This is a genomic window from Rhizobium cauense, assembly GCF_019511525.1.
In the GTDB taxonomy this organism is placed as follows: Bacteria; Pseudomonadota; Alphaproteobacteria; order Rhizobiales; family Rhizobiaceae; genus Rhizobium; species Rhizobium cauense.
This window is the reverse complement of the sequence record NZ_JAEUAT010000001.1, coordinates 310779-326533: the sequence shown is the minus strand read 5'-3', so window position 1 is coordinate 326533 and position 15755 is coordinate 310779. Positions and strand designations below refer to the sequence as shown.

Genomic DNA, 15755 nt, shown 5'->3' with positions numbered 1-15755 from the left:
GAGGAGTGTGGCATGGTTCGCGAGAATGAAATCAGGGAAAATGAAGTCGCCGTCGAGTTGCCGCCGGCGATCGATGCCGGGTTGGTATTCATCGGGCGCATTCTCACGCCGTGGACCTCGCGCATGGAAACGCCCCGTCAGGGGCGTCACGACGGTCCACTGTGCAGGATCGAGATATTCGAGCCGTGGAAGCAGGCACTTCAAGGTGTAGAGGCCTTCGAACGGCTGGAAGTGCTTTACTGGCTGGATCGGTCACGGCGTGACCTCGTGCTGCAAAGCCCGGCCAACAGCGGAAAGGTGCACGGCACGTTTTCCCTTCGCTCGCCGGTGCGGCCAAATCCGATCGGCACCTCCATCGTCAAGCTGGAACGTGTCGAGGATGGCATTCTGCTGGTTCGCGGGATGGATTGCCTGGATGGAACGCCGTTGCTCGACCTGAAGCCCGATCGCACGCTGTTCAAGCCGATCGCGCCGCCGCAGCCTGGAGACTTCCAGACTGGCGACGACGTGGCGCATTACTGCAAGAAGGCCTGACGTCAGTCGACGGCGACCATGACGTCGGAGGCCTTGACGACCGCATAGGCGTCGCCGCCGACGGCCAGCCCCAGTTCATCGACCGCTTCGTTGGTGATCGAGGACGTGACGATGGAGCCACCGCCAATATCGATCCGGACGTGCGCCGTGGTCGCCCCCTTCTTCACCTCGACGATCTTTCCCTTCAAGCGATTGCGTGCACTGATCTTCATGGGAGCCTCCTGTTTTGCGTGTGGACTGTAGTGGCTATGGTGTGCCGCCGCAATCTACTCACCGCGCGGATAACGCTGGCTTTCCTCCAGCACGTTCAGATCCATGTGGTTGCGCATGTAGCGTTCGGACGCCTTCTGCAGCGGCTGGTAGTCCCAAGGATAGTACGCGCCGTTCCGCAGCGCCTCATACACCACCCAGCGGCGTGCCTGGCTTTCGCGCACGGCGGCATCGAAGTTCTGCAGGTTCCAGCGTTTCTCGGCCTGGGCGGTGAGCTTCGCCAGGATATCGGCATACCCGGTATCGCCGGCGAGGTTGGTCAACTCCTTGGGGTCTGCCTCGAGATCGAACAGCATCGGCGGATCCTTCTCGCATAGCGTCAGTTTGAAGCGGCCGTCGCGGAGGCAGACGAGTGGGGCTTCCGACCCCTCGGCGGCATACTCCATTGGCACCGGACCACGACCGCCAGCGCCTGTCGCAAGGGGGGTCAGGTCCTCGCCATCCGTCCATGGCGCGAGCTTCACGATGTCGATGCCCGCCAGTGCCGCCAGCGTCGGCGTCACATCGAGCGTCGAGACCGGCTGCTGGATAGAGGCCGGTGCCCAGCCCGGCGCCGCAATCGTCAGCGGCACTCGTGACGAACCATCGAAGAAGCACATCTTGAACCAGAGGCCACGGTCGCCGAGCATGTCGCCGTGGTCGGAAACGAACAGAACGATCGTGTTGTCGGCCATGCGCGCACGCTCGAGCACATCAAGGATCTCGCCGATCTTGTCGTCGATGTAGGAGATGTTGGCGAAATAGCCCTGGCGCGCGCGTCGGATCTGCTCCGGCGTGATCTCGAACGCATCATAGTCGCAGGCCTTCAAAAGTCGCTGCGAGTGCGGATCCTGCTGGTCGAACGGAATAGCATCGACATCAGGATCAAGTGCCGGGGAGTTTTCGTAGAGGTCCCAGTATTTGCGGCGTGCGACATAGGGGTCGTGGGGATGGGTGAAGCTCACGGTCAGGCACCAAGGCCGGTCGTCGTGGCGGCGCGAGAGGTCGTATAGCTTGCGGGTCGCGTAGTAGGCGACCTCGTCGTCATACTCCATCTGGTTGGTGATTTCGGCGACGCCGGCACCGGTGACCGAGCCGAGATTGTGGTACCACCAGTCGATGCGCTCCCCGGGCTTGGTGTAATCTGGCGTCCAGCCGAAATCGGCGGGATAGATATCGGTGGTCAGACGTTCCTCGAAGCCATGCATCTGGTCGGGGCCGACGAAATGCATCTTTCCTGAAAGGGCGGTATGATAGCCCGCGGCGCGCAGATGGTGCGCGAAGGTCGGAATGTCAGACGCGAATTCGGCCGCGTTGTCATAAACGCGGGTGCGGCTCGGCAGCTGCCCCGACATGAAGGATGCCCGCGCCGGCGCGCAAAGCGGACTTGCCGTGTAGGTGTTGGCAAAACGCACCGAACGCTCAGCCAACGCTTTCAGATGCGGCGCGTGGAGGAAATCAGCCGGCCCGTCGGGAAACAGCGTGCCATTGAACTGATCGACCATCAGAATGAGGATATTCGGGCGCGCCATGCGTATCGTCCTTCGGTTTGCGGGAGCGGGAACTTAGCCGCGTCCGCTGCGCTATTCCAGTCCGCATCGACTGGAAGGCGCGACAGGAACCTCGGCCTCATCTCGCATCTGCCATTTGATTGCTTTATTGATTATCGATATCAATTGACCTGTGAAGCGGGCATTTTTTGATATCGTCTCTAAGGATTTTTTATGGAAAGACGCCGCGTCGAACTTGGGTGGATGCGCATATTCGCCGAGATCGGCAAGACCGGTAGCCTGTCGGCTGCGGCAAGCGCTCTTGGCCTGACGCAACCGGCGGTCAGCTATCAGATTCGGCGGCTGGAGGAGCAACTGGGCGTCAGCCTGCTGAAACGACAGCATCGCGGCGTTGAATTGACGGCGGAGGGCCAACGCCTGCTCGATGTAGTGGCAAAAAGCGTCGGCGAGATTGACGAGCTGGCGCGGCGCTTTCGTACCGAAACGGACAGGCCGACGATCCGATTGCGTACGGACTTCGCGTTCTCTTCGCTCTGGCTGATCCCGCGGATGCACGCATTCCGCACGCTCTACCCGGATGTCGACATTCAGATTGTCGCGACCCAACGAACGGAGAAAGGTCGTTCGGACGATGGAGACGTTGCCGTGGTCTTTGGTCGGCGATCCGAGTTCGATCGCGGCGCGGTTCTGCTCTTGCCGGAAAAGGTCGCGCCGGTCTGCACCCAGGGCTTCCTCGATCGCTATGGCTCCCTCTCGACGCCTGATGATCTAGCGAAGACTCGCTTGATTCACCTCGACACGGAGGAACCGTCGCCTTGGTTCGACTGGCGGCACTATCTCGCGGAGTTCGGTGTCCGCCGCGATGGTCAAGCCGGGCAGGGCGACCTCAGCTTCAATACCTATTCGCTGGTGGTGCAGGCGGCAATCGGCGAACAGGGCGTTGCGATCGGATGGATGGGTCTGGTCGACTCCCTGCTCGAAACAGGGATGCTGAAGACCGCTGGCGCCACGCTGGAAGCACCGGATCGGGGCTATTGGTTGCTGCCGCCGCGCACGCGAGACGCCCAGAGCGATCTGCTTGCAGCGTGGCTCATGGCAGAGGCGGGCATCAACTGACGCCAGGCCGCCTTCAAGCGACGAGGTCATCGAGGAAATCCTGGCACCAGCGCGATACATCGTGCACGAGCAGGTGATCCATCATCTTCTGCCAACGTTCCTGGCGTTCCTCAAGCGGCATATTCAAGGCCCGCGCCAGCGCGTTGGCTGTTCCCTCGATGTCGTAGGGATTGACGAGCAGTGCGCCTTTCTTCAGTTCGCGGGCCGCGCCGGCGAAGCGCGAGAGCACCAGCACGCCGGGATCCTCCGGGTCTTGGGCGGCGACGTACTCCTTTGCTACGAGGTTCATGCCGTCACGAAGCGGTGTGACCAGTCCAACCTTTGCCAGTCGGTAGAGGCCGGCCAGGATCGGGCGGCTGACGGAGCGGTTGATATAGCGGATCGGCACCCAATCCACCGTCCCAAGGGCGCCGTTCACCCGGCCTGACTGCTCGGCGACGGTGCGCTGCATCTGTTCGTATTCAGGCACCTCCGAGCGGGATTTCGGCGTGATCTGGAGATAGGTGACTTGCCGCTGATGAGCCGGATTGTTGAGGATGAAGCGCTCGAAGGCATCGAGGCGCTGCGTGATGCCCTTGGAGTAGTCCAGCCGATCGACGCCGATAATGAGGTCGCGATCCCTGATACTCTGCCGCGCCCTCTGTACCAGATGATGGCTGCCCGCCCTCTTGGCGAACTCGGCGAATGCAGCCGTCTCGATGCTGATGCCATAGGCCCCGCCCTTGAAAAACTTGTCATTTGCGGTGAACCGGCCATCGCCAACCGCATCGCCCATGTCCTCGCGCCGCAGGCAGCCGGCGAAGTTTTCCAGATCATGATCGGTCTGGAAGCCGACGAGATCGTAGGCCGCCAGACCATGCATGATCTCCTCGTGAACCGGCATGGTGTAGAGCACATCAGCGGGCGGCCACGGGATATGCAGGAAAAAGCCGATCCGATTCTTGAAGCCCATCTGCCTGAGTTCCGCGGCAAGCGGGATCAGGTGGTAGTCGTGCACCCAGATGATATCGTCCGGCCGCAGCAGCGGTGCCAGCCGATGCGCGAAGAAGCGGTTGACGCGGAAGTACCCTGCCATTTCCTTGCGACCGTATTCCGCGAGATCCAGCCGGTAGTGACAGATCGGCCAAAGGACCCGGTTGGCGAAGCCGTGGTAATACTCCTCGACATCCTTGCCGGTGAGATCGGTCAGGGCGTAGGTGATCTTGCCTTCTTCCGTCAGGGAGAGCGGGCCGGGCTCGTTGTTTTCGCTCGACTTTCCGGACCAGCCCATCCAGATGCCACCGCGCTGTTCCAATGCCGCTTTCAGCGCCACGGCCAGGCCGCCAGCGGAAGCCGCCCCCTCTTTTGTCGGGGCGGGCACGCGATTGGAAACGATGACGAGACGGGACACAGGGATTCCTTTCCTGGGAGGGGCAGCACATCAGTGCCTGGTTCAAACGGCGAGCTGCCCAATGAGTTCCCGCACTGCCGCTGCAGAGGGCAACGTTAGCGCGGCGGCCGTTTCGGAGGGGGAGCCCACCCGAACGGAGAGACCGCCTTGGCGATTGGCGGCGTGGAACATTGCCTCATCGGTTACATCGTCACCGATGGTGATCGGACGTCTGCCTGCAAATGGCGGCATCGATAGAAACGCCTCGACAGCGCTTCCTTTGTCGGCGCTGGCGGGGCGGATCTCGAATACCATCTTGCCCCGCTGCAAGGTCCAGCTCGGCCCGGCCTTGGACAGCAGCTGTGTCATGAGCGGTTCCAATTCCGCTTGCCACTGCGGCGCAAGCCGGTAGTGGGCGGCAACGGCTGCCCCCTTGTCTTCGACGAGGACGCCTTCCATGCCTTTCGTCGCCTTGCGGAGGTCCGCCTTCACTTCATCGAGTGCAGCGGTGCTCTCGGCCCTGATGACACTGCCATCGGGTCGGCGCAGTTCGGCGCCATGCAGGCCGGCGATCGGAAATCCAAATGGCGCGAACAGCTCGTCGGCATAGGCCAGCGCTCTGCCGGTCACCAGGGCCAGCGCTCCTCCGAGCTTCCGCGATACCGCATCAAGGGCGACCGGCAGCGACGGTGGTACAACGATGGCATCCGGCACCTCGGCCAGATCGAGGAGCGTTCCATCGATATCAAGAAAAAGAGCGCAGTCTTGAGGTGAGAACGAAAGAGCGCTCAGCAATTCGCTCCGCCCTGAGACCGCTTGCGGCGTCATGGCGGATATTGGCTCACTCGGGTACGACATGGAGGCTTAACTATGTCGGCATCCACCGAAGACAACCCTAGCTGTCAAGCAATGCGAGAAGATCTCATGTTTTCGAGTGTCGTCCGGTTCCACTGCCGACGAAGCGCCGCGGGCGAAAATATGAGCAAAATCAAAGAACGCAGCGTAATCAATCGGCTGGGTCGGAACCCGAGTGGACCGTGAAGAACGCTTTTGCGTCGGCTGTAAAGGCCGCGCGCTGATCCGCTCGCGTATAGAACATGTGCCCGCCACGGTAGACCTTCAGTGCCACCCGTTCGCCGGCAAGCGAGGTCGGCAAGTGATCGACGACGTAGCGGCTGACGCCATAGGGGGTGACGAGATCGCTGTAGCCGTGAGCAATCAACAGGCGGAACTTCGGGTTGGATGCGAGCAGCTGGCGGATGTCGTCGGTGACGCTCGCCTGCAGCCGCGAGCCGCCACCACGCCCGCTCCATTCCCACTTGCGGCTGACATCGCTATCGAGCAGCGAATAGGTCATTTCCGTTTTGAAGGCGAGTTCGTTGCGGGCGTAGTCGGCGAAGGCGCCGCCATAGGCGCGGGTGAACCCGTCGAGGATCGCATCGTCACCGCGGTCATAGTCCGACTCCGGGTAAGGATCGGGTGTCGAGAACGCTGCATCGTAAGGGCTTACCACCTGGCCGTCGCCTTCGCCGGATCGCTTGGCATAGGCGCTTCCAAGGAAGCCGCGATTCTTCGCCACGACATCCTCGGGAATGCCGGTCATTCCGGCAATCTTGCCGTAGAAGGCGTTTGCCGCCTCGCCGGTCGGCGGCGGGCCGGCAAGCGTTGTCAGGTAGTCGCCCAACGCAAATTTCTCGGCGTCGCGCTGCTGCGCCTCATCGAAACTGTTGCGCCTGTCCATGTTCGCCGCCGCAAGCGACGGAAATTCCAGTGCCGCTCCGAGCGCGAACTGGTCGGCATTGAACATCAGTTGAGCTTCGAGCAGCGGCGAGAGCATGATAGCGCCGGAAACGATAATGCCCTGGCTGTCCTTCAACGCGCCAGCGACCTTGGCGGCGCGGAAGCCGCCGTAGCTCTCGCCAAGGAGATATTTGGGCGAACCGGAGCGGTTATTGTGGGCGACGTAGAGAGCAATCGCCTTTGCGATACTCTCCGTGTCGGCGTTGACGCTGTAGTATTTGGAGGCGTCGTCGGCCCTGGCGGTTCGGCTCCAGCCCGTACCGATCGGGTCGATGAGAACGAGGTCGGTAAAATCAAGCCAGCTCAACGCATTGTCGGTCAATTTGGCGTCGGCTCCATCGTCGCCATCTGGGCCGAAGTCGAGGATACGTGGTCCGACAAGCCCAAGATGCAGAAAGGCCGATGCGGCGCCCGGTCCGCCATTGAAGGCAAAGGTCAATGGGCGGTCGGTCGCTCCGTTCTTGGCGACGTAAGCCGTATAGAATATGGCGCCTGCCTTCGAGCCGTCCTGTGCAAAGAGATCCAATGTGCCGGCCGTGGCCACGTAGTCGATAGTCCGCCCACCGATTGTCATCGTGTGCTCTGTGACTGAATCGCCCGGCAACAACCTCAATACGCCGTCGCTGGATGCACTCTGCGAGGTGGCTTCACTCCTGCTGGCCTGTGCGAATGCGGGGGCGGTAAGCAAAGCGGTTGCGAGCAGGATGGCGGATAGGAAACGCAAGACTTCTCCTCCGGAGCAGGCGGCATGGAGGTGTCAGCCTAACATCGCCTCGACGGGGGAGAAATCAACAGATGGTGAGGCGGACGTCAGCCCGCCTTTTCGATTGTCCGTGCGTTGACATATTGCGCGCGACCGGCATTCCAGCCGTTGATCGCGGCGCCGAGGCCAAGCGCGACGAAAAGCACTGCCGACCATGCAAAGCTGCCGGTCCAGCCGCGGATCAGCCCGACCACGAGCGGTCCTATGGCGGCAAGAAGATAACCAACGCACTGTGCCATCCCGGAGAGGTGGGCGGCGACATGCGGATCGCGCGACCGCAGCACGATCGTCGTCATGGCGACCGCAATCAGCCCGCCCTGGCCAATGCCCTGGAGGGCGGCCCAGACCCAGACCGTCGACAGCGGTGCGAACAGCAGACCGAGCAGGGCGACGACCGCGACGACGCAGAGCGACGCATTGATCACCCGCTGGTCCTTGCCCCTGACTGCGATGTGGGGCGCAACCAGGCACGCCGCCGCCTGAACCATCACCGAGACCGAGACGATTGCTCCCGCGGTGACGCCATCAAGACCTCGCTCGCGCAGGATTGGCACGAGCCAGCCGAAGACGCAGTAGGCCAGCGCTGATTGCAATCCCATGAAGAGCGTAACCTGCCAGGCGAGGCGATCGCGCCAGAGCCCTTGGACAGAAAAGCCGCTACGCTTGACCTGGTTCTTCGTGGACAGAACCTGCGGCAGCCAGATCATCGCGACAACCAGCGCAGGCAACCCCCACGCGGCCAATGCGCCCGAGAGTGAGCCGCCGAGAATGCGCTCGAGCGGCAGCGTGAAGCCTGCCGCGCTCGCCGCGCCGGCACATAGCGCCATCGTGTAGAAGCCCGTCATCAGTGCCGCGCGATCGGCAAAGTCACGCTTGACCAAGCCGGGCAGCAGCACGTTCCCGACAGCGATGCAGGCACCAGCAAGCGCGGTGCCGACGAAGAGCAGCGGAATGGATGAAAAACCGCGGAGAGCCGTGCCGAGCGCCAGCAGGACGAGCACTCCGAGAAGCGTCCGTTCCGCCCCGATCCGTTGGGCGAGCCGCGGCGCCAGTGGCGAAAAAGCGCCGAGGCAGACGACGGGCAGGGTGGTCAGCAAGCTGGCACCGAGCGACGAGAGCCCGAGTTCCGTCTTGATTTCGGGCAGCAGTGCCGAGGCGCTGGAGAAGACGGGGCGCAAGTTGAAGGCGATGAGGACAAGGCTGGCCCCAAGGAGGAGACGTACCGCCGCGCTGCTGCCCACCGGGGGCTGCGGTGGCGGGACGCTATCGGCTTCGGCGTCGATGAGTTGCTCGTCCGCAAGGTCGTAGACGTGCGTGGAATCCTGGAGGGGCGTGGTCACGAAAGAAGCATCCGGTCGAGTGCGCTGATGATGGGAGCCATGAAGCGGCGAACTGCCGCGTCGGCCTGCTGCGGATCGCCGGTTGCGATTGCGTCGATGATATCGGCATGCGCCTGCATATCCGGCTCGGGGATCTCCTCGCCCAGTGTCGCCTCGATCGTGTCGGCAATCGAGGCGGAAAAGAACTCGTAGATTTCGATCATCGCGCGGTTGGCGGACGCGGCAATGACCGCCTTGTGGAAGGCAAGATCGCGTTCGATGAAGACGTTCTTGTCGCCGCCGTCGAAATTGCCACGCCGGGCAAGAAGACTTCGCAACTCCGCAACGATCTCAGGCGTTTGTCGCACCGCCGCCAGTCGCGCCGCTTCGACATCGAGCGCGCAACGCGCTTCGAAGAGATCGCGCAGGCTGGCGCGGCGCGCCATGGTGAGCGGCAGCCGCGTGTCGGTTATCGAGAGGACATAGGTTCCCGAGCCCTGCCGGGTTTCGAGCAGACCCTGCGAGACGAGCACGCGCACGGCCTCGCGAATGGTGCCTCGGCTCACAGAGAGCATTGACGAAAGGGTTGCCTCGTTGGGCAATTTCTCGCCAACGGCCCATCGTTTCCCCAGGACTTCGGCCCGGATTGCCTCAATGGCCGTGTCGGCAAGCTTCGTTTTTGGAAGTGGCTGCATTGTTCTAATTCGTAAAGTCATCTGATGACTTTACGAATTACTCGGGATCGCGGCTCTCGTCAATCGCATGCCTGAAAATGAAAAGGGCCGCTCGAGGCGACCCTTTCCATGAGTTCTGGCCTGTAAATAGCCGGACCGTCAAAGCGATCCTAGGAAGGTGCGGCTAGAGCGAGGGCTGCCTCGCTTTCATCACCACTTCCATGCCTTTTACGAGGTCTGAAATCTCATTAGACATTGGATCACCTTCCTTTCGTTCTGTTGTCGATAGATAGAAAGGTAGGTTGATTCGGCCGAGATGCAAGAAAAACCTTGGCCCGGAGGCCACGATATCTTCTTCGTTAGGAGGCATTACTTCCTTATCGTCGGCAATAGGCCAATCTTTACAATGTGCTCCTGTCAGAGTGCTCCGACTAAAGTCGTAACCGCACGATCTGTGGATTAAGCCGGCTCAGGATGCTGGCGCGACCCGCGAGTCGGCGGCCTTGGGAATGCTGTTCACAAAAGAACATGAGGCGTCGCGCAATTTGATCGCGTGAGCCGTCAGAAATTTGTCATCTTCCGCCTGCAAGCCGCATACCTGTTTGGATCTTGTTAACCATCGGATTCGACAATCAACGTTGCGTTTCAGCATTCTCCCGCCTCGATGGCGCGGGTTCCGGAGTGGAAAGAGCATGTGTCGCTGGGCAGCCTATCGTGGAGACCCCCTCTACCTCGAGGAACTGGTGTCCTCGCCCGCGCACTCGCTGATCGAGCAATCGCATTGCGCCACCCGCGCCAAAACCCCGACCAATGGCGACGGCTTCGGAATAGCCTGGTATGGCGACCGGCCGGAACCGGGGCGCTACCGCGATACTCTGCCGGCCTGGTCAGACTGCAATCTGAAGAGCCTGGCGCGGCAGATTCGCTCGCCGTTGTTTCTCGCGCATGTGCGGGCGGCAACGGGCGGCGGCACCCGGCGCGACAACTGCCATCCCTTTGCCTTCGCCAACTGGTCCTTCATGCATAACGGCCAGATCTCCGGCTTCGAGCGCCTGCGCCGGCCCATGGAGGCCATGCTTGATGATGAACTCTTCAACGCCCGCGGCGGCACCACCGATTCCGAACTGATGTTCCTGCTTGCCCTGCAGTTTGGCCTGCGCCAGACGCCGATGGCAGCCATGGCGGAGATGATCCGCTTCGTCGAGGGCCTTGCCGAAAACATCCTGGGTTCAGCCTTGGTGCGCTACACGGCCGCCTTTTCCGATGGCAAGTCACTCTATGCGATCCGCTACGCGACCGACCGCAAGGCGCCAACGCTCTACGCCTCTCCTGTCGGCAGGGGCTATTGCCTGGTATCCGAGCCGCTCAACGACGATGTCGATGCCTGGGCGGAAATTCCGGATGGCAGCGCAGTCGTTCTTGGCGACAATGGCCTCGACATCGCGCCGTTCCATCCGGCGCAGTCGGTGGCAAGAAGTGCGCCCCTTGCCATCACTGCTTGAGCCGTTCGGCGATCAGCGCCGCGAGCCTGGTCGCAACCTCGTCCTTCGCCAGGTCCGGCCATTGCTCGATGCCGCTGCGCGCGACGATCTTCACCCTGTTGCGAAGCCCGCCCATGATGCCTGTTGCAGGCGAAACATCGTTGGCGACGATGATATCAGCTCCCTTGCGTTCAAGCTTCGTCCGGGCATTGCTCTCGACTTCCTGGGTCTCGGCGGCAAAGCCGATCACCAGTTTTGGCCGCATCGTGTGATGCCCGACCGTTTTCAGAATGTCGGGGTTCTCAGTTAGCGCAAGCGTCGGAATGGATTCGCCCGGGTGCTTCTTGATCTTCTGGTCGGAGGCAGACGCCACACGCCAGTCGGCGACGGCCGCTACCATCACCGCGACGTCGGCGGGAAGCGCGGCAAGAACGGCGTCGCGCATCTGGTCCGCGCGTTCGACGTGGATGACCTTCACACCCATGGGATCAGGAATGGAAACTGGCCCGGAAACGAGCGTCACATCCGCGCCAAGCGCAGCAAGCGCCGAAGCAATAGCGTGTCCCTGGCGACCGGAGGAGCGATTGGCGATGTAGCGCACGGGGTCGATCGGCTCATGCGTTGGTCCCGACGTCACAATCGCCTTGCGGCCGGTAAGCGGCTTCGGCCCATCGCTTAGCAACGCCTCCACGGCAGCAACGATCTCGAGCGGCTCGGCCATCCGCCCGATGCCCGCTTCGCGGCTCTCCGCCATCTCGCCCGACATCGGTCCGACGAAACGGATACGGTCGCCGCGCAGGGTCTCGACGTTGCGCTTCGTTGCCGGATGCGCCCACATGTGCGGGTTCATGGCAGGCGCCGCGAGCACTGGTCGGTCGGTCGCAAGCAGCGCCGTCGAGGCAAGGTCGTCCGCAAGGCCGTTCGCCATCTTGGCAAGCAGGTCCGCCGTCGCCGGAGCAATCAGCACGAGATCGCAGTCGCGTGCGAGTCGGATATGCCCGACATCCTGCTCGTCCTGACGCGAGAAAAGATCGGTGAACACATGGTCGGCGGCAAGCGCTCCGACGGCGAGCGGCGTCACGAACTCTTGGGCACCATTGGTCATCAGCGGTCGCACCGACGCACCGCGCTCTCTGAGCCGTCGGATCAGGTCCAGGCTTTTATAGGCCGCGATCCCGCCCGATATGATGAGGAGGATGCGTTTGCCGCTGAGAACCATGGCGTTCGTCCATTGAGTATCTGATTGTCTCAAACCCTAAGCCTTTGGGGAATAATAAGCAATCGGCAGCGGAAGCGTATCGGTCGCAGTGACAAGGCGGTACTCCTGTGTCATGAATCAAGGCATGGGGACCATACGGAGCTTCTTGCGGGATCGTGTATCGGCCAGCGCTGTCGCGCTGTTGGTCGCCTGCCTGCTGTTGATCCAAGGGCTCCTGAGCGGCACTGCTCAAGGTGCGATGGCGGCATCAGCTGCCGATCCCTTCGCGATCATCTGTTCTTCGGGCGGACACGGGGCGGCCGTCGACAATACCGGGCATGGCAATTTGCCGGCCAAGAAGGCGCCCGAGTGTCCGTGCGGCACGCTCTGCCGTCTGGCATCGGCTGCCATGCCGGCAATTCTCGCCGGGCAGACGACCGCCCTCTACATCGCAGTCGAAGCCGCGATCGACGAAACGATCCGAACCGATGCCGCCGTTTCCCCCGCCTTGCGCGGGCGGATCGCTGAACCACGAGCACCTCCCATCACCGCCTGACGTCATCGCTCCACCTCGCGCGCGTCGCGCAGAGGCTCGATTTTCCTACGTTGGGAGACATTCATGTCCGATCTTACCATCGGTCGCGAGAGCGTCGGCGCTTCGGTGCGCTCCGCCTCTGACCTCTACCGCGCCGTCTGGCGATGGCATTTTTACGCGGGCCTTCTCGTCCTGCCTTTCATGATCACGCTGGCGATCACCGGCGGGCTCTATCTCTTCAAGGATGAGATAGACGCGGCGATCCACTCCGATCTCAAGCGGGTCGAAGTACAGCAAACCGCAAACCGCGCGGCACCTTCCGTGATGGTGGCCGCTGCCCTTTCTGCTTACCCCGGAACCGCAGTCAAGCTTACCGACCCGGGCACGCCGGATTCCTCTGCTGAAATCACCGTCAGCACGGAGGCGGATGGCAACCTTGCGGTCTACGTCGATCCCTACAGCGCCAAGGTGCTGGGGGCACTGCCGGATCGCGGCACCGTGATGTGGACGATCCGGTACCTTCATAGCCTCAAATATTTCGGCAACTATGCGCGCATGCTGATCGAGATCGCTGCCGGCTGGTCGATTCTGCTGGTTGCGACAGGCATCTACCTCTGGTGGCCACGCCTGCAGACGGGCGGTGTTCTCTCCGTTCGCGGCACACCCAAGCGGCGGGTTTTCTGGCGTGACACCCATGCGGTCACCGGGCTTTTCGTCGGCTTCTTCATCGTTTTCCTCGCGATCACAGGAATGCCGTGGTCCGGCGTCTGGGGCGGCAAGGTCAACGACTGGGCCAACGGCAACAACTTCGGCTATCCCGCCGGCGTACGCGTCGCAGTGCCGATGTCCGACGAGCATCTTGATCATGTGGCCAAGACCTCGTGGTCGCTGGAGCAGGCGCAAGTGCCGCAGTCGTCAGGGCACGACCACCATGCACAGCCGATTGGCCTCGATGACGCCGTCGCCACCTTCGATCGTCTTGGCCTGCACCGGGGTTACGCCGTCAACATACCGAACGACGCGGATGGGGTGTTTACCGGTTCGGTCTATCCGGACGATCTCTCGCAGCAGCGGGTCGTACATCTCGATCAGTACTCCGGCAAGCCGCTGATCGATATGAGCTATGCCGACTACGGTCCGCTCGGCAAATCGCTGGAGTGGGGCATCAATGTGCATATGGGCCAGGAGTTCGGTCTGCTGAACCAGCTCGTGCTGCTGGCTGCCTGTGTAGCGATCATCTTGCTCGCCGTCTCGGCCGCTGTCATGTGGTGGAAGCGGCGTCCGGTCGGCTCGCTCGGCGTGCCGCCCCTGCCGGCGGACAGACGCGTATTTCGCGGCCTGATCGCGATCCTCGCCATCGGCGGGATCATCTTTCCGCTCGTAGGCCTGTCGCTCATCGTCATGCTGGGCCTGGATTGGCTCTATGTTCGATCCAGAAGGTTGCGATCGAGTTGAGGGGAGCGGCCGCGCTTGCGTCGCGGCCCAGTCCCAGGACAACAGAAAGACCGCGGAGGAGAGGTTCCGCGGCCTTTCTCATGCATCCTCTTCCGGGGTCTCGGTCCTCAGAGGTTGCTCATCCCGCCATCGATGACGAGTTCGCTGCCGACGATGTAGGCGGCCTCATCGGAGGCGAGGAAGATGATGGTCTTTGCCACTTCGCCGGCATCGCCGAACCGGCCTACCGGGATTTGCGCCTGGATCTGCGAAGCCATCGCCTTGGCGTCGGCTTCCGACATGCCGAACTTGCCATAGAGCGGCGTCGCGATCGGGCCCGGGCTGACGGCGTTGACGCGAATGCCGCGGCCGATCAGTTCACCGGAGAGCGTCTTGGCCAGCGTCAGCAGCGCGCCCTTGGTCAGTGCGTAGACGCTCGAATTCGGCATGCCGATATGGGCATTGATCGAGGTGTTGAGAACGATCGAAGCCTGCTTGGAAAACAACGGCAACAGTGCCTGGATCAGGAAGAACGGGCCCTTGACGTTGATCGCGATAGATTTGTCGAAGGCTTCTTCGCTCCATTGTTCGAGTGGGCCGAACTCGGCCACGCCGGCATTGATGAAGAGGATGTCGAGGTGCCCGAAGGCATCCTTGATCGCGCTGGCGACGACCTTCTGGCCGGCAGCGTTGCCGGCATCCGCCTGTATGACCAATGCCTTGTCGCCGAGCTCGGCGCGAGCTGCCTCGACACTCTTGGCGCTGCTGCCGGTGATGGCGACACGGGCGCCTTCGGAAATGAATTGACGGGCGGTTTCGAGCCCGATGCCGCTGGTGCCGCCGGTGATGAGGGCCGTCTTGTTCTGTAGGCGTGCCATTGTCGTAGTGTCCTTGTGATCCGATTGATGTTGGGAGGATGCGATTGCAATTGCTAGCCGCGCGATCCGCTCTTCCCCGAAAATCTCTCCGGTCAGAGCGGATAGCTGATATCTTTCGAACTCAGGTGCGGGTGATCGAAGCGCCGCCGTCGACGAGCGAGGCCGTGCCGGTGACGAAGCTTGAGTCATCGGATGCGAAGTAGAGCACCGAGCGGGCAAGCTCTTCCGGCGCAGCAACGCGCTTCAGCGCATGTAGATTGGTGATGAAGCTCTGTTTGCCCTCAGTATCGTTCATCTCGCGATACATGTCCGTATCGACCGCACCCGGCAGAACGGCGTTGACGCGGACGTTCTTGGGGCCGAACTCGGCGGCGAGCGCCTGCGTCAAGCCGATAAGGCCCGATTTGCTGGCGGCATAGGCGGCAACGCCGGGGAAGGCGAAGCTGTAGCCGACGAAGGTGGAGGTGAAGATGACGGAGCCGCCGCCATTCTTTTCCATCTGGCCGATCTGATGCTTGGCGGCCAGGAAGGAGGCAGTCAGATTGATCGTCAGCGCTTCGGCGAATCCGGCTTCCGAAACACCGGTGCTCGGGCCAGCTTCGCCAAGGATGCCGGCATTGTTGAAGGCGATGTCGAGCTTGCCGTAGCGGTCAACGGCGGTGGCGACGAGCGCCTGGTGATACTCTTCCGAGCGTACGTCGCCGGCCACAGCAACAGCCTCTCCACCGGCAGCCTTGATCTCCTCGACCAGGCTATCAAGTTCGGCCTTGCGGCGGGCGCCGACGACGACCTTTGCGCCTTCTGATGCAAAGAGCGTGGCCGTTGCGCGGCCAATGCCGGAGCTTGCGCCGGTGACGATGGCGACTTTTCCATTCAAGCGGTTCATTGTTCCAT

General features: G+C 62.1%; 15 protein-coding genes. 5 read left to right on the top strand and 10 right to left on the bottom strand.

From position 1 onward, the window contains the following. The first annotated feature begins 12 nt into the window (after window positions 1-12). On the top strand, window positions 13-534 hold the full coding sequence (tsaA, locus tag JNB88_RS01625) for a tRNA (N6-threonylcarbamoyladenosine(37)-N6)-methyltransferase TrmO (RefSeq protein WP_220354025.1): 522 nt from the start codon (window positions 13-15) through the stop codon (window positions 532-534). 2 nt (window positions 535-536) lie between these two features. Here tsaA and JNB88_RS01620 read toward each other — a convergent pair whose 3' ends face one another. Next, a complete protein-coding gene (locus JNB88_RS01620) occupies window positions 537-746 on the bottom strand; it encodes a TOBE domain-containing protein (protein WP_016552447.1) in 210 nt (69 codons plus the stop codon). Between the two features lie 54 nt (window positions 747-800). After that, entirely contained in the window at window positions 801-2315 is a 1515-nt protein-coding gene (gene betC, locus JNB88_RS01615) for a choline-sulfatase (protein ID WP_220354024.1), read from the bottom strand. Window positions 2316-2507: 192 nt separating this feature from the next. Between betC and JNB88_RS01610 the strand changes: the two genes are divergently transcribed. Then, on the top strand, window positions 2508-3410 hold the full coding sequence (locus JNB88_RS01610; RefSeq protein WP_220354023.1) for a choline sulfate utilization transcriptional regulator: 903 nt from the start codon (window positions 2508-2510) through the stop codon (window positions 3408-3410). A gap of 13 nt (window positions 3411-3423) precedes the next feature. Here JNB88_RS01610 and otsA read toward each other — a convergent pair whose 3' ends face one another. From otsA to JNB88_RS01585, 5 genes are all read right to left on the bottom strand, one after another. Continuing rightward, entirely contained in the window at window positions 3424-4800 is a 1377-nt protein-coding gene (gene otsA / locus JNB88_RS01605; protein WP_220354022.1) for an alpha,alpha-trehalose-phosphate synthase (UDP-forming), read from the bottom strand. Window positions 4801-4842: 42 nt separating this feature from the next. After that, a complete protein-coding gene (gene otsB, locus JNB88_RS01600; protein ID WP_220354021.1) occupies window positions 4843-5637 on the bottom strand; it encodes a trehalose-phosphatase in 795 nt (264 codons plus the stop codon). A gap of 148 nt (window positions 5638-5785) precedes the next feature. Further along, window positions 5786-7303: a S10 family peptidase gene (locus tag JNB88_RS01595; RefSeq protein WP_220354020.1), complete on the bottom strand. Its 1518-nt coding sequence runs from the start codon at window positions 7301-7303 to the stop codon at window positions 5786-5788. An 86-nt stretch (window positions 7304-7389) separates the two neighbouring features. Beyond that, window positions 7390-8682 carry a CynX/NimT family MFS transporter gene (locus tag JNB88_RS01590; RefSeq protein WP_220354019.1) on the bottom strand — a complete coding sequence of 431 codons (1293 nt, stop codon included), beginning with the start codon at window positions 8680-8682 and terminating at the stop codon, window positions 7390-7392. After that, on the bottom strand, window positions 8679-9356 hold the full coding sequence (locus JNB88_RS01585; protein WP_220354018.1) for a FadR/GntR family transcriptional regulator: 678 nt from the start codon (window positions 9354-9356) through the stop codon (window positions 8679-8681). The genes JNB88_RS01590 and JNB88_RS01585 overlap by 4 nt, the downstream gene beginning before the upstream one ends. 671 nt (window positions 9357-10027) lie before the next feature. On the opposite strand from JNB88_RS01585, the gene JNB88_RS01580 reads away from it, so the two are divergent. Continuing rightward, entirely contained in the window at window positions 10028-10837 is an 810-nt protein-coding gene (locus JNB88_RS01580) for a class II glutamine amidotransferase (protein WP_220354017.1), read from the top strand. Here JNB88_RS01580 and coaBC read toward each other — a convergent pair. After that, complete coding sequence (coaBC, locus tag JNB88_RS01575; protein WP_220354016.1) at window positions 10827-12035, bottom strand: bifunctional phosphopantothenoylcysteine decarboxylase/phosphopantothenate--cysteine ligase CoaBC; 1209 nt, start codon at window positions 12033-12035, stop codon at window positions 10827-10829. The genes JNB88_RS01580 and coaBC overlap by 11 nt on opposite strands. A 124-nt stretch (window positions 12036-12159) precedes the next feature. On the opposite strand from coaBC, the gene JNB88_RS01570 reads away from it, so the two are divergent. Both JNB88_RS01570 and JNB88_RS01565 read left to right on the top strand, forming a co-directional pair. Then, the gene (locus JNB88_RS01570) at window positions 12160-12570 is read left to right on the top strand and encodes a DUF2946 family protein (protein ID WP_220354015.1); all 411 of its coding nucleotides are present in this window, start codon (window positions 12160-12162) and stop codon (window positions 12568-12570) included. 63 nt (window positions 12571-12633) lie between these two features. Continuing rightward, window positions 12634-14004 (top strand): PepSY-associated TM helix domain-containing protein, encoded by a 1371-nt coding sequence (locus tag JNB88_RS01565; protein WP_220354014.1) that lies wholly within the window; start codon window positions 12634-12636, stop codon window positions 14002-14004. Window positions 14005-14111: 107 nt separating this feature from the next. Here the strand turns inward: JNB88_RS01565 and JNB88_RS01560 are convergent, their stop codons facing one another. Together JNB88_RS01560 and JNB88_RS01555 are read right to left on the bottom strand one after the other, a co-directional pair. Further along, window positions 14112-14861 (bottom strand): SDR family oxidoreductase, encoded by a 750-nt coding sequence (locus JNB88_RS01560; protein ID WP_220354013.1) that lies wholly within the window; start codon window positions 14859-14861, stop codon window positions 14112-14114. Between the two features lie 121 nt (window positions 14862-14982). Further along, window positions 14983-15747, bottom strand: a complete 765-nt coding sequence (locus JNB88_RS01555) for an SDR family oxidoreductase (protein ID WP_220354012.1) — start codon at window positions 15745-15747, stop codon at window positions 14983-14985. Window positions 15748-15755 lie beyond the last annotated feature (8 nt).